Source organism: Nitrosomonas ureae (genome assembly GCF_001455205.1).
GTDB classification, from domain to species: Bacteria; Pseudomonadota; Gammaproteobacteria; order Burkholderiales; family Nitrosomonadaceae; genus Nitrosomonas; species Nitrosomonas ureae.
Genome location: NZ_CP013341.1, coordinates 2,467,033 through 2,479,912, shown reverse-complemented (window position 1 = coordinate 2,479,912; position 12,880 = coordinate 2,467,033). Strand labels below are relative to the sequence as shown.

Annotated in this window: 14 protein-coding genes; 3 read left to right on the top strand and 11 right to left on the bottom strand. The window is 43.1% G+C overall.

Annotated elements, in window-relative coordinates; all coding sequences use genetic code 11:
- Window positions 1–9 precede the first annotated feature (9 nt).
- The 10 genes from flgK to flgB form a co-directional block, all read right to left on the bottom strand.
- A complete protein-coding gene (gene flgK, locus ATY38_RS11430) occupies window positions 10–1,926 on the bottom strand; it encodes a flagellar hook-associated protein FlgK (RefSeq protein WP_062559417.1) in 1,917 nt (638 codons plus the stop codon).
- 83 nt (window positions 1,927–2,009) lie between these two features.
- On the bottom strand, window positions 2,010–3,005 hold the full coding sequence (flgJ, locus tag ATY38_RS11425; protein WP_062559416.1) for a flagellar assembly peptidoglycan hydrolase FlgJ: 996 nt from the start codon (window positions 3,003–3,005) through the stop codon (window positions 2,010–2,012).
- 15 nt (window positions 3,006–3,020) lie between these two features.
- A complete protein-coding gene (locus ATY38_RS11420; RefSeq protein WP_062559415.1) occupies window positions 3,021–4,130 on the bottom strand; it encodes a flagellar basal body P-ring protein FlgI in 1,110 nt (369 codons plus the stop codon).
- A 45-nt stretch (window positions 4,131–4,175) separates the two neighbouring features.
- Entirely contained in the window at window positions 4,176–4,892 is a 717-nt protein-coding gene (locus ATY38_RS11415) for a flagellar basal body L-ring protein FlgH (RefSeq protein WP_062559414.1), read from the bottom strand.
- 24 nt (window positions 4,893–4,916) lie between these two features.
- Window positions 4,917–5,699, bottom strand: coding sequence for a flagellar basal-body rod protein FlgG (flgG, locus tag ATY38_RS11410; protein ID WP_013647644.1), 783 nt, complete (start codon window positions 5,697–5,699; stop codon window positions 4,917–4,919).
- Window positions 5,700–5,726: 27 nt separating this feature from the next.
- A complete protein-coding gene (flgF, locus tag ATY38_RS11405; protein ID WP_062559413.1) occupies window positions 5,727–6,470 on the bottom strand; it encodes a flagellar basal-body rod protein FlgF in 744 nt (247 codons plus the stop codon).
- 28 nt (window positions 6,471–6,498) lie between these two features.
- On the bottom strand, window positions 6,499–7,770 hold the full coding sequence (gene flgE, locus ATY38_RS11400) for a flagellar hook protein FlgE (protein ID WP_062559412.1): 1,272 nt from the start codon (window positions 7,768–7,770) through the stop codon (window positions 6,499–6,501).
- A gap of 13 nt (window positions 7,771–7,783) precedes the next feature.
- Window positions 7,784–8,452 carry a flagellar hook assembly protein FlgD gene (locus ATY38_RS11395; protein WP_062559411.1) on the bottom strand — a complete coding sequence of 223 codons (669 nt, stop codon included), beginning with the start codon at window positions 8,450–8,452 and terminating at the stop codon, window positions 7,784–7,786.
- A gap of 11 nt (window positions 8,453–8,463) precedes the next feature.
- Window positions 8,464–8,868, bottom strand: a complete 405-nt coding sequence (gene flgC / locus ATY38_RS11390; protein WP_062559410.1) for a flagellar basal body rod protein FlgC — start codon at window positions 8,866–8,868, stop codon at window positions 8,464–8,466.
- A gap of 3 nt (window positions 8,869–8,871) precedes the next feature.
- Window positions 8,872–9,282, bottom strand: a complete 411-nt coding sequence (flgB, locus tag ATY38_RS11385; RefSeq protein WP_062559409.1) for a flagellar basal body rod protein FlgB — start codon at window positions 9,280–9,282, stop codon at window positions 8,872–8,874.
- 218 nt (window positions 9,283–9,500) lie between these two features.
- On the opposite strand from flgB, the gene flgA reads away from it, so the two are divergent.
- From flgA to ATY38_RS11370, 3 genes are all read left to right on the top strand, one after another.
- Entirely contained in the window at window positions 9,501–10,223 is a 723-nt protein-coding gene (flgA, locus tag ATY38_RS11380) for a flagellar basal body P-ring formation chaperone FlgA (protein WP_235590273.1), read from the top strand.
- A gap of 125 nt (window positions 10,224–10,348) precedes the next feature.
- A complete protein-coding gene (locus ATY38_RS11375; protein ID WP_082633034.1) occupies window positions 10,349–10,627 on the top strand; it encodes a phosphopantetheine-binding protein in 279 nt (92 codons plus the stop codon).
- A gap of 96 nt (window positions 10,628–10,723) precedes the next feature.
- On the top strand, window positions 10,724–11,092 hold the full coding sequence (locus ATY38_RS11370) for an Mth938-like domain-containing protein (RefSeq protein ID WP_062559407.1): 369 nt from the start codon (window positions 10,724–10,726) through the stop codon (window positions 11,090–11,092).
- A 478-nt stretch (window positions 11,093–11,570) separates the two neighbouring features.
- On the opposite strand, the gene ATY38_RS11365 is transcribed toward ATY38_RS11370, so the two are convergent.
- Entirely contained in the window at window positions 11,571–12,851 is a 1,281-nt protein-coding gene (locus ATY38_RS11365; protein ID WP_062559406.1) for a DUF2130 domain-containing protein, read from the bottom strand.
- Window positions 12,852–12,880: the final 29 nt, after the last annotated feature.

Below are 12,880 nucleotides of genomic sequence, written 5' to 3'. Positions count from 1 at the left end.
AGAAATACATTAACGGATACGAAGAATTGAATCAAACAGTGTATTGCTCATTTCAATGATCTTACTTGCAGCTTGGTAAGCTTGCTGAAAGCGCATTAAATTGGCAGCTTCTTCATCCAGATTAACACCTGATGTGGACTGTATAGTATTTTCAATTTGTGCTAGGAAATTAGCTTGTGACTTACTGGTCACTTCCAATTCTCGCGTTTTATTACCAATCTGACTGACAAGCTGTCCATAAGCAGACTGGTATGATGCTGTACCATTCTCCACAGTATTTTTAGTCTGTAAGGCACCCAGCAACAATGCATTCCGATTATCGGCAGAGCCGTTAAGATTAGGCGTAATTGTAAAAATATCTCCCGCAGCAGGGCTGCCACTAATTTGAAAAGTGTAACCATTGAAACTAATATCAGCTCCTTCAGTATATGCTTGATTGGTGGCTGGTAACCCGGCACCGGTACCCGTCACATCATATTGACCATCGTATGGCGTATGAAATGTTATAGTTAGCGGTTGCTGAAGATCGGGATCCAGAGGCAAGGGATTTACAGTTCCGGCACTGATCTTCCCGGTACCGGTATTTGTTACTGCTGCATTGGTACGATTAGGTGCCGCTGCAGCAATTTTGGTTGTGTCGGCAATATTTACCGCGATATCTTTCGCGCCATTTACAGTAGGTTGTATTCGGAATCTCTCATTTGTAAGAATAGTTGCTCCGGTAACAGAAATACCATCAAGTATTAATGGCGCTCCCCCTGATGGAGCAACTAAGGTACTTACCGAAGTATTATCCGATAATCTCGTTAATGTATAGTTAGTGCCATCGTATGAGAATTGATAATCACTCGTAGTTAAGGCACCGTGATCGCTTATGCTTGCAGTAATATTAGAAGCCGGATTATTGGTTAATGCTGAAATTACCTTGGGCGATGGAACAGTGAAGAAATTTACCCCCATATTACCATTAAGATCCACGCCTAACTGATGTTGCTCATTGAAACTCTGCGCTAACGTAATGGCAATTCTTCCTAAGGCATTTTGTGCACTATCAAGCGTTTCGCTTCTAAAGGACAAAAGCCCTCCTAAAACCCCACCGGTAACCTGATCCTCATTAATCTGAATAGTATTATTCCTAGAGATGAGACCTAAGGTTAGATCGCTCGGATCGTCAGGTGATTGGATCGCCTTTAACGACAGTACCTGACTTCCAACAACCAATGCTTGCCCATTCCCCACAAAAATACTTACACTTCCATTACTTTCCCGGATGGTATCCGTATTGATTAACTTACTTAACCGATTGATAAGTTCATCACGCTGATCAAGCATATCATTAGCGGGCTGTCCGCCGGATGCACCTTCTGCCAGTGTAATTTGTTGATTTATTTCGGCTAGCTGAACCGCCAAAGAATTTACCTCAACGACAAGACTGGTAACTTGCGCGTTAATACCTTCTCTCATTTGTGACATGCGCTGATCCATACTTTGGAAGCGCGCCGCGAGCGCTTCACCATTACTTATCATGGCTTGGCGTGATGGAATCACAGATGGATTTGATGCAACATCTTGCAGCGCACTAAAAAAATTTTGGAGTGCTGGAGAGAGTCCCGAAGTAGTGTCTCCCAGCATATCGTCTAATTGCTTAATTTGTGCAAAATGACTATCTAGCGATTGGCTTTGTGTTTGGATCTGTAAGGATTGGTTAACAAGAAACTGGTTGTATATACGTTGAACTGTCGTTGAGTGAACACCGCGCCCAACAAATCCGGCCCCCGATGATTGTGGTGTATTGGTGTTCAGTATGACCTGCTGGCGATTATATCCGGGAGTAGCCACATTACTGATATTATGGCTGGTTGTTAGTAACTGATTTTGCGCAGTTAGTAAACCAGAAATCCCAATGTCAAGAATACCATTTCCCATAGTTTATATGCCGACCTTTAATTTTATTTGATTTCTAATAGCGATATCGGTAAGTTGATAAAAGAATTAAAAGATTTTCGTTGTCAAATGAATTCACGATTCTGCATTGCTTCACTGTTAATTATTCGAATCAGCTTCTCGGCATATTTTGGATCGGTAGCATAACCCGCCCGCTGCAAACCCGTTGCAAATGCCGCAAAATCAGAAGATTCCAAGACTTTGGCATAACGTGGATTATCCAATAACAATCTAGCATAATCGTTAAACCCTTCCGCATAGGAGTTATAAGCACGAAATTTATCTACGATCTTTTGCGGTATACCATTAATATATTCAGTAGTTACTTTCTCTACAGTGTCGCCTTTCCAACTTGTGCCGGCTTTAATACCGAACAGATTGTAACTCGGGCTATTGTCAGCACGACGAATCTCATGTTTGCCCCAACCACTCTCAAGAGCTGCTTGAGCCAGCATAAAATGAGAAGGAATACCCGTTGATTGAGAGGCAGTCTTTGCATGTGGCATAAGCATATTGATAAAATCCGTTGAGCGATTGAACGATTTCGTCAGCTGTGATTCGATTTGAATGGGTGTTATAAAAACTTCATTCGATGAAGTCATTTTTTCTGTTTTCTTCGAATTCTGCACGCTAGGCCACAATTGACCGGATATATCGCCGGGGTGTCCATTTTTTAGGGGTGATGGCGGATTAACGGCACTTATAGAAGACAAAATAGCGTCGGCCTGACTTATTGAAGTCTGTGGTTCAATCGGACCATCGGCTCTACCTAATTGTTTTACTAATATATTAGCGATACCAATGCCTTTGGTTGACAGGTGCTGAGCAAGCTGTTGGTCATACATTTGTGTAAAAAACTGCGTTTGTTGGCTATCAAACATTCCATCTTTAGGAGTCGCTTCCCGCATGCTTTTAAGTAACATATTCATAAATAGTGCTTCAAATTGCTGCGCCGCCTTATGTAAAGCCTGTTGCGGATCTCTCTTTGCCATCAGATGCAAATCATCAATGCTTTTGGCATCAACCGCAAGCTTGCTTGAAATATCCGCTGATATCATTATGTATATTCTTCTGGGTTAAATAATTTCCAAATCTGCACGCAACGAACCTGCAGCTTTTAGTGCTTGCAAAATGGACAATAAATCTTGTGTTGTTGCACCAATCGCTGTTAACGCTTTAACAACTTCGCCAAGATCAGCTCCATTTGGCAACAGCATTAAATTTCCTTCGTCAGTACGTATCTCAACTTGAGACCGCTGCGTGACAACAGTTTCTCCCCGTTGTGCGAATGGACCCGGTTGGCTAATTACAGGCTCTGTATTGATAATGATTGATAAATTGCCATGCGCAATTGCGCTTGTTTCCAGCGTCACCGATTGATTCATTACAATAGATCCGGTGCGGGAATTAACAATAACTTTTGCTGTTGCTTTAGCGGGAACCACATCCATGCTCTCAATCTGGGAAATAAACATGATTCTCTGACTAGTATCAGCAGGCGCTTTCACTTGGACGACACGTCCATCAACCGCAACGGCAGAAGCCGGGTAAAATGAATTAATGGCATCTACGATTCGATTCACCGTTGTAAAGTCGGTTGAATTCAGCTCAAGATTAATATAGTCCCCCTGCCCTACAACCGTTGGAATCTCACGCTCGACTATACCTCCTCCGGAGATTCTTCCCACGCTGAGATGATTAACCTGCACACTACTTCCCCCGGCAGCGGCTCCGATGCCACCTACCAAAACACTTCCTTGTGCCATTGCATAAACCTGATTATCAGCCCCTTTTAGTGGAGTCATTAGCAACGTTCCGCCACGCAAACTTTTTGCATTTCCCATGGACGATACCGTAACATCGATATGCTGCCCGGTTTTGGTAAACGCAGGCAGTGTTGCTGTCACCATTACAACGGCAACATTTCTTAACTGTAAATTGGTTCCAGGCGGTAAATTAACCCCTAACTGACCCAACATGCTGATAATGCTTTGTACCGTAAATGGCGTCTGGGTAGTCATATCACCACTTCCATCTAAGCCGACTACTAACCCATAACCTATCAATTGATTGTTACGGACCCCCTGAATCGATGCTAAGTCCTTTATTCGATCCGCCAGACTTATGCCCGGTAGAAATAAGCATATCATCAGCAAACTTTGAATAATCATGTGCAAAATTTTCATAATGTTATGTACTTTTCAGAAAATCGAATATACGTATCAAAATAATCAAAAAGGCGTCGCATTCAGAAAAAAGCGCGATAACCACCCCATCGTCTGAGCTTCATCAATATAGCCATTAGCACGATATTCAATGCGCGCATCAGCTATCTGCGTCGATGATATGGTGTTTCCCATAACATGGATTGGATTGACCACTCCGGAAAGCCTGATGAATTCTTGCCCTTGGTTTATCCCAATCTGTTTTTCACCACTGACCACCAGATTTCCATTTGGCAATGCCTCAATCACTGTTACTGTAATCGTTCCTTTAAAATCATTTTTGCTGGAACTCTCACCACCGCCATCAAAACTATTGTTGGATTTAGCTTCAACAGTGGCATGTTTTTTTAATAAACCTAAGGGTATTCCAAGAAGACTGGGAACCGAGAAATCAATACTTCCTGAGCGATCTACATTACTTCCTGAGCTCTTACTTGCATTTGTTCGTTCATTCAAAGTAACAATGATCGTATCGCCAACACTTCTTGCGCGGCGATCTTCAAATAAGGGGGTATAACGAACACCATTCGTCGTACTATTTAGGGCTTGCAAAATAGAACCATTAGGCTGAATAACCGCCAAGCTTTGATGAGCTGGTCGTAAGGAATTAGGTTGATGAGTAACTGTTGATGGCGTGGTTGTACAACCCGATGCAAGCATAAAAAACATCAATATATATGCGAAAAGATATTTATTACCTATCAACGGCTGGCAGTTAACCATTCTATTACTCCCGTAATTAACCGATTATAGTTGCGCTAGTTTTTGCAGCATTTGATCGGATGTCTCAATAGACTTGGAATTCATTTCATAAGCCCGTTGCGTTTGAATCATATTAACCAATTCCTCCACTACACTTACATTTGAAGTTTCGACGAAACCCTGATCCAGAATCCCCAATCCATTCGTTCCAGGCGCATTCTGATTGGGCGTTCCGCTGGATGCGGTTTCCATATACAGGTTCTCCCCCATTTTCTGTAATCCGGATGGATTGATGAAGCTTGCCAATTGGATATTACCCAGTTGTATGGGTACATTGGAGCCAGGCACCGTTGCAGATACCGTACCATCTCGCCCTACCGTGACAGTCTGGGTATTAGGTGGAACAACAATTGCCGGCTGCACCATATATCCGCTGGAGGTTACAAGTTGACCGTTAAGGTCCAATTGGAATGCTCCATCACGAGTATAGGCGGTTGTACCATCAGGCATTAAAACCTGAAAAAAACCCAGCCCTCGGATTGCAACATCGCGAGGATTATCAGTCGGCTGTATTATTCCCTGAGTAAATATACTTTCAGTTGCCACTGGTTTAACGCCTGTGCCAAGCTGCAAGCCGGAAGGTAATTGAGTTTGTTGCGAGGATTGAGCACCCGGTTGTCGCAATGTTTGATACATTAAATCTTCAAACACTGCACGAGATCGCTTAAAGCCATTGGTATTGACATTCGCCAAATTATTAGCAATCACATCCAATTTGGTCTGCTGTGCTTCTAAACCCGTTTTGGAAATCCATAATGAACGTATCATTTGATTAATCCTTTCAATTTACTGTTTCTAGGCTCTTACAAGCATAATTTGACTAGCCTGCTGTGCATTGCGCTCTGCATTCTCCAGCATCTTCATTTGCATATCGAACTGACGAGCTAAAGCAATCATGCTGACCATCTCATGCACGACATTCACATTACTGCCTTCCAGTGTTCCGTCGATCAGTCGAACTCTGGCATCAACGAGTGCTTCTTTACCATCTTTTTGACGAAACAAACCATCGGCACCCTTTACAAGATTCTCCTCCGGAGGATTGACCAACTTAATTCGCCCGACTATAGCCACAGTATTTGGCAACGCATTAAGCGGAACTGTTGATACCGTTCCATCCACACCGATAGTAATGCGCGTTTCCGGTGGAACAGAAATAACTCCCGTGTCACCTTTAACTTTCAAGCCATTCTGGGTTAACAGCAAACCATTCGGACCGACTTGCAAACTACCATTACGGGTATATGCCTCTTCACCATTATCAAGTTGCACGGAAATCCAACCAGGACCACGAATAGCAACATCAAGATCACGCCCAGTAGTCTCTAGTGGGCCGGTAGTGAAATCGGAACCCGTCGTTGAGTCCACCACAAAAGCGCGTGTCGGCAATCCATCGCCAAATAAAGGGATCGCACGAAATGCATTGGTTTCAGAGCGATAGCCCGTAGTTGATGCATTAGCGAGATTGTGCGCTACCGTTGCCTGTTGATTCAGCGTATGGTTTGCACCGGTCATCGATGTATAAATAAGTCGATCCATGGATTTTTACTCAACTGTAATGAAAAAACTAAAGATTAACCAACGTTTGCAGAATCGCATCCTGAGTTTCAATTGTCTTCGCATTCGCTTGATACATGCGCTGAGCGGTAATCATTTTTACCAATTCAGAAGTTAAATCCACATTGGCGGATTCAACGGCAGAAGCTTGCAGCACTCCTAACGTTCCCGAGTTTGGCTGTCCAACCAATGGTTGTCCTGAACTGGGCGTTTCTATCCAACGACCATCACCAATGGGATTGAGACCTTGCGGATTAACAAAACTGGCCAACACAACTTGCCCCAGTGTTTTATTTTGCCCATTACTGTAATTTCCTTGAATTATTCCCTCTGGAGACGTTGTAAAACCAGCCAATCGACCCGATGCATATCCATCGCTCTGGGCTAAATTAATACCAAATTGAGAGCCGAATTGTGTTGCTGTAGTCAGATCCAAAGCGAAAACTAAAGGAGAGCCTGCTCCCAGTGTCGGATTGATGGTTGCCAAATCCACAGACACATTAAAAGGTGCGATCGGTGCAGTCAGAATTCCATTATCATCAAACGTTAAGGTCACTGAAGCAGCACCGTCCAGCGTAACGCCAATAGGGACGCCTGTCGGATCAATTGCGCCATCGACACTCGCATACATATCCCATGTATTGGCTAATGCACCCGATTTCTGAAAATAATAAGTAAACGCATGATCATTTCCTAAGCTATCGAAAAACACTCCGGATTTTTTTTCATTAAAGCTCTGAGTATTATTCGCATCAAAAGTGGTCACTGCGGGTGCGGTAGCATTTGAAGGCAAATTAAATCCCAGATTGAAAGTCGATGTGACTCTTGGAGAAATATCACTGGTGCTTAATTGTAGATTGGTTGGTTGGCCGGTGTTTATGTTGCCATCCGCATCGGGTGCATACCCGGTCAGATTTATTCCGCTCGCATCGGTAAGGAATCCATTTCCATCGAGACGGAATTGACCATTACGGCTATAACTAATCACACCGTTATCATTCATACGAAAAAAGCCTTGGCCATTTATCGCGATATCCAATGGGTTATTGGTTGGCGCAATATCCCCCTGGTTAAATAGTTGTGCAACAGTAGCTACTCTCGCGCCAATGCCTACTTGAGTGCGCGAAGAACCGGCTCCATCCAATGAGTTTGCAAATATATCGGTAAATTGAGCTTGAGACTGTTTGTATCCGACAGTATTTACATTGGCAATGTTATTACCCACGACATCCAGATTTGTCGATGCCGCACTTAAACCACTTAAACCTTGTTGAAAACCCATCTTGCTCTCCTAATCAAAATACCTGTTTAACGTCAGATAAACTGACTAATCCCAACACATTACCCATATCTAGAAACGTTCCCTGCTCTCCATGGGAAACGCTATTTACCGTGCCAAATGAAAGCGTGTTGACTTTTACATCCTTATCACCCTGTTTTGCGGTTACCTCAAAGGTATAATCACCCGGAGCTGCTTTAGTACCACTGTCTGTCATGCCATCCCAAGCAATAGTACTGACACCTGCCGGTTGCACACCCAATTCCATTTTGCGAATTGCAATACCCGAGCTATCGAGTATCGTTACTGTAGCTTTATCAACCGATTGAGCTAATTCAATCCCGGCTATAGCACCTTCTCCTTCAAAATTAATTGAGTTGCCGGGAACATAAGCGCTATGCCCAATCATTTCCAATGCTTCGATCGATCGGCCATCATCAGCGCTGGAAACCAACTGCTGCAGTGTTGTGTTTAATTTATCGATACCAGTTACCGTGCTGATTTGCGCCAACTGGCTGGTCACTTCTGCATTATCTAATGGCTTGAGCGGATCCTGATTTTTCATTTGGGTAATCAGAAGCTTCAAGAAACGATCCTGAGGATTTTCGGCATCTTTTTTAGTTGTGATACCTGCTGTGGTTCCCGCCGAAATTGATTGCGAATCGGCTGCTTGAACTGAAGTCATGGAATACTCCTTTATTGACCTAGGGTCAGGGTTTTTTGTAACAGAGATTTAGTAGTGTTCATCATATCGACACTATTCTGATACGAGCGTGAGGCCGACATCATATTGACCATTTCATCAACGACATTGACATTTGGCATCGTCACATAACCGCCTGTATTCGCAAATGGGTGATTGGGTTCAAATACTTGCCTCATCGGCGATGGATCATGGATAACGCCCGCAACCTTAACACCCGCAGCGCCATTAGCATCCGCACGCAATGTGCTGAAAACCACTTGACGTCCACGATAAGGTTCTCCAGTCGAACTGGTCACACTATCCGCATTCGAAAGATTGCTCGCCACCACATTCAACCGCTGTGACTGCGCAGACATGGCCGAGCTTGCTATACCAAACACATTAAACAATGACATTTTTTATCTCTCCTGCAATGCTGATGATATATTTTTAAGCTCATTACTTAAGAAAGTGATACTCGCATCGTACTTAATTGCATTATCAGCAAACCGGGTGCGTTCCATATCCATATCAACCGTATTTCCATCTGCGCTAGGTTGTAAAGGAACGCGATAGAGAATGTTATCTCCGAATAATCCAGGTACAGATGAATTAATATGCATTAACGATGTCGTATTAAGGCTTACTTTTTTCAGGCTTGGGGTAGAAGAAAGCTTTTCATGCAGCATACTGGCAAAATCAATATCTTTTGCCTTAAAATTAGGAGTATCAGCATTTGCCACATTGCTTGAAAGTAATTCTTGCCTCGCGACCCTCAAGCTTAACGCGGTGTGGTGATAATTTAATTCTTTATCAAGTTTATTAATCATCTTCTATATTGCCTTAATCAAATAATTTTCTATTCATCATTTAGCATTTAACATGCCAACTATAATAAATGCTCGGATTGATAGGCGAAGTAACAATAAAGACAAGAAATAGACGTTATCTTTGAGCATGAATCCATTCACAATTGCTTAATATACGGATATAGCGGCAATAATTGCCGACATCGGCAAAAATGAATGACCCAGCAAATAAAAAAATTATGACACGTTACTCAATATTAATCCTTTGCCCAATCATCCTGGCGCTTGCTTCTTTTACACCTGCACTTGCATCTCGGCACAAAAATGTTCCTCCTAGACAAGAAATATCTCTGATAAATAATGCAATTGAGAATTTTCTCTACAGCAATACTGCTAGCTTGCCCGGTCACGTCACTGTAAATATAGGTCAAATTGACAGACATCTGGTGTTACCAGAATGTGCGCAATTGGAACCTTTTATTCCTGTAGGAAACCGTTTATGGGGAAAAACTTCTATTGGTGTCCGTTGTAATAGCGGGAGTGCAACCTGGACCATCTACGTACAAGCAGAGATAAACGTGATGGCGAATGTGTTACATACCGCACGGCCTATCGCTACCGGGCAAATAATTACCAATGAGGATATTGCGCCCCAGAATATCAATCTGACACAATTACCCGAAGGCATACTTACCGATGCTTCACTAATAGTAGGTAAAGTTGCCGCAACTAATTTACCCGCCGGTCAGCCCTTACGTCCACAAATGCTACGTGCACCTCATGTAGTCTTGCGGGGACAAACCGTCAATTTAGTCGTCCAAGGCCGCGGATTTAATATTCAATCTGAAGGACAAGCGTTAGCTGATGCAGCTGATGGACAAGTCATTCAAGTGCGCAATAAATCAGGACGAATCATCAGCGGATTAGCCCGCCCCAATTCAACTGTTGAAATAAGGCCATAATTTATAACCAGCAGACTAATTTCCACATAATCGCTAAATGCTAAAAATTATCACCGTATAAATACTTAAATCAGATTTATAATCATTAATTACATGGCAAAACGAATAACAAATAATTTTTTACTGTGATAAATATAAACCATACGCTTGAAATAAAAAAAATTCTGACTGATACCTTAGGATTAGGCAAACGACTTGATGCAATGGGGTCGGATGTAATATTACTTGGCAATATTCCTGAGCTTGATTCAGTTGCGGTTGTTACGATCATCTTGGCTTTAGAGCAAAAATTCTCTATCTCAATAAAGGATGACGAAATTAGTGCCAAAACTTTTGAGAAACTCAGTTCATTGGTTAACTTTGTAGAAATAAAGCTGGCTGAAAAGAACAGACGATTAGCCTGAATCTGTCCTCAAATACCTGCACAATACTGATTGTGTTCTGATTCAATTCATGCATAATCGCTTTTGATACAATCAAAATCATCATGGAGCATAGCATTGAAATTACACCCTGCTCATTTCTCTCATCAGTATATTTTCACTGGGTACGGTGACAAATATGTGGAAGTCAATCAAATACGATATGAAAAAAATTTGATTGTATTACCGAATCGGCTGATTGAAAACTGGCCGGTTATTTCAGTTTCTGAGCTGGAAATTCAGCATTTTGAAAATTTGTTACCTCATACACCAGAAATAGTTGTTCTAGGCACAGGTATCTCGCATCAATTCCCGCACTATTCACTACTGAATCAAATGGCTAAAATGGGCATTGGAATTGAGATTATGGATACAAAAGCTTGCTGCCGAACCTATAATATTTTAGTTGAAGAAGGACGGCAAGTCGCAGCGGCTCTATTTATATAAAACTGCAGCAATGCAAGGGACGCCCGCTACCCTGAACGTCATCAAAATACCAAAAAAATACTATTAAAACCACGTAACCAGGAAAGGGCATTCGACATGAATATCACCACCATAGGCATTGATCTGACAAACGAAGCATTACAGATTCACGGTATAGATATTCATAGTAAGATTATGTTGCGCAAGTAACTGCATCACAGCAAGATAGCGCAGTACCCCGCACTACTGAGCGCGAGAGCAATGATAAATTGGAACACCGCCAAACCCATACCTCATAAATCTTTCACTTGCATAAACAGAGTCTTGCTTAACTTTGTCGCAGCGAATGAGTCTGGATTAAACAACCGGAGCGCGATAAGTATTTTCCGTTGGTAATCATGAATATTAAATTCAGTATGTACATTCCAAGAAGATCCACTAGCCGCTTAACCTTAGGATTTCATTGTTGACAGCGGCCATCACCATATGTTTGATCTTGTCAATCAGTATCTTTGATTTCAAGTGCAGCTAACTCCAATCCCTCGATTTCTTGCAACGACCTGCCCGCAATTCCTTGCAAATCTCCGTACATGCCCACTGTCGCTGTCATCACGCGCTCAATCTGTTCTTCGCGTTTGGCCCATTGTTTCATAATCGCCTTCCGTTCCCTTTCGAGATCTTGCTGCATAGTGGAAAATGCTTCGACAATTGCTTCCACACGCTGACGGAAACGCGGGCCAGTGAGATACTGGTAGACCATTTCGGTTTTGGTTTGCTGGCCTTCGGATGATTGGCGCGCTAATGCAACTTCCAACAGGGATTGACGCAGAATCATCGCTACCGGCAATGTGGCACGCGGATGGGTAACCCAAACACCTTCAATCAATTCAAACGTTTCAACACCTTTTGGCAGGCTATGGCTCACAATAATGGCGATTTCCGCCTTCGCGGTACGCTGATCATCACGCAATTTCACCAACCAGGCATCGCTCCAGTTTTTGGTACGCTTGAATTCCCACAAAATGACACCGCACGGTTGACCGCCTGTGCCAACAACACGATGCAACACATCCCCACCATATTCACCCTTGGGGACCGGATCAATCGCATCATAAGGAAATTTCATGCGCAATAGGTTCTCCAGCTCTAGTTCCTGCACTTCCCCTTGCAGTTGTTGCGATCCCTGCTCCGCCCTACGTTTAAGGTCTTCAATCTGCTTTTGCATCGCGGCAATGGTTTGTTCCTTTTCCATTACCTTGAATTTTTGCTCTTCTTCGGCTTCTTTTTTGGCAAGTGTACGAGCTTCGATCAGTCCCTCCTGCACTCGCTTGGCAACGGTGAGTTCCAACTCGCGCTTGGCATCATCGAGTTCTCGCTGTTTCTTGATCAATTCAGCTTGCGCTAGTTGCGCTTGCGCGAGCTTTTCTTCACGGACTTTTAGCACTTCTTGTAATTCGATCAATTCACGCGCCTTGCTTTCCAGTTCAGCGGCATTGGCCAATTTAGCTTTGCGGGATTCTTCTGCAATCACACGCACACGCTCCACTTTCAGCTGCTCCGCCACTTGACTGACTATCTGGTCTTCCAGCTTGCGTTTGTCTTCGGTCAGTTGCTTTTCCTTGTCACGTATCGCTTGCTCGCGCAGGATAATTTCGCTGTCTTTTTGAGCCAATCGTTGTTCAAATTGCTTGCGCGTCGATTCGATCAGCGGAGCTGCCAATGATTCAGTGAGCTTGATTTCTGTTTTGCAGTTCGGGCATGTAATCGTTGGTTCTGTCATAACGCTGTTTCTCCAGTTAAGAGCAATGA

What these genes read in the sequence shown, in the direction of transcription:
- flgK (WP_062559417.1), bottom strand. Translation starts at nt 1,926, where the DNA reads ATGGGAAATGGTATTCTTGACATTGGGATTTCTGGTTTACTAACTGCG.
- ATY38_RS11420 (WP_062559415.1), bottom strand. Translation starts at nt 4,130, where the DNA reads ATGAAAATTTTGCACATGATTATTCAAAGTTTGCTGATGATATGCTTA.
- ATY38_RS11415 (WP_062559414.1), bottom strand. Translation starts at nt 4,892, where the DNA reads ATGGTTAACTGCCAGCCGTTGATAGGTAATAAATATCTTTTCGCATAT.
- flgG (WP_013647644.1), bottom strand. Translation starts at nt 5,699, where the DNA reads ATGATACGTTCATTATGGATTTCCAAAACGGGTTTAGAAGCACAGCAG.
- flgF (WP_062559413.1), bottom strand. Translation starts at nt 6,470, where the DNA reads ATGGATCGACTTATTTATACATCGATGACCGGTGCAAACCATACGCTG.
- flgE (WP_062559412.1), bottom strand. Translation starts at nt 7,770, where the DNA reads ATGGGTTTTCAACAAGGTTTAAGTGGTTTAAGTGCGGCATCGACAAAT.
- ATY38_RS11395 (WP_062559411.1), bottom strand. Translation starts at nt 8,452, where the DNA reads ATGACTTCAGTTCAAGCAGCCGATTCGCAATCAATTTCGGCGGGAACC.
- flgC (WP_062559410.1), bottom strand. Translation starts at nt 8,868, where the DNA reads ATGTCATTGTTTAATGTGTTTGGTATAGCAAGCTCGGCCATGTCTGCG.
- flgB (WP_062559409.1), bottom strand. Translation starts at nt 9,282, where the DNA reads ATGATTAATAAACTTGATAAAGAATTAAATTATCACCACACCGCGTTA.
- flgA (WP_235590273.1), top strand. Translation starts at nt 9,501, where the DNA reads ATGACACGTTACTCAATATTAATCCTTTGCCCAATCATCCTGGCGCTT.
- ATY38_RS11365 (WP_062559406.1), bottom strand. Translation starts at nt 12,851, where the DNA reads ATGACAGAACCAACGATTACATGCCCGAACTGCAAAACAGAAATCAAG.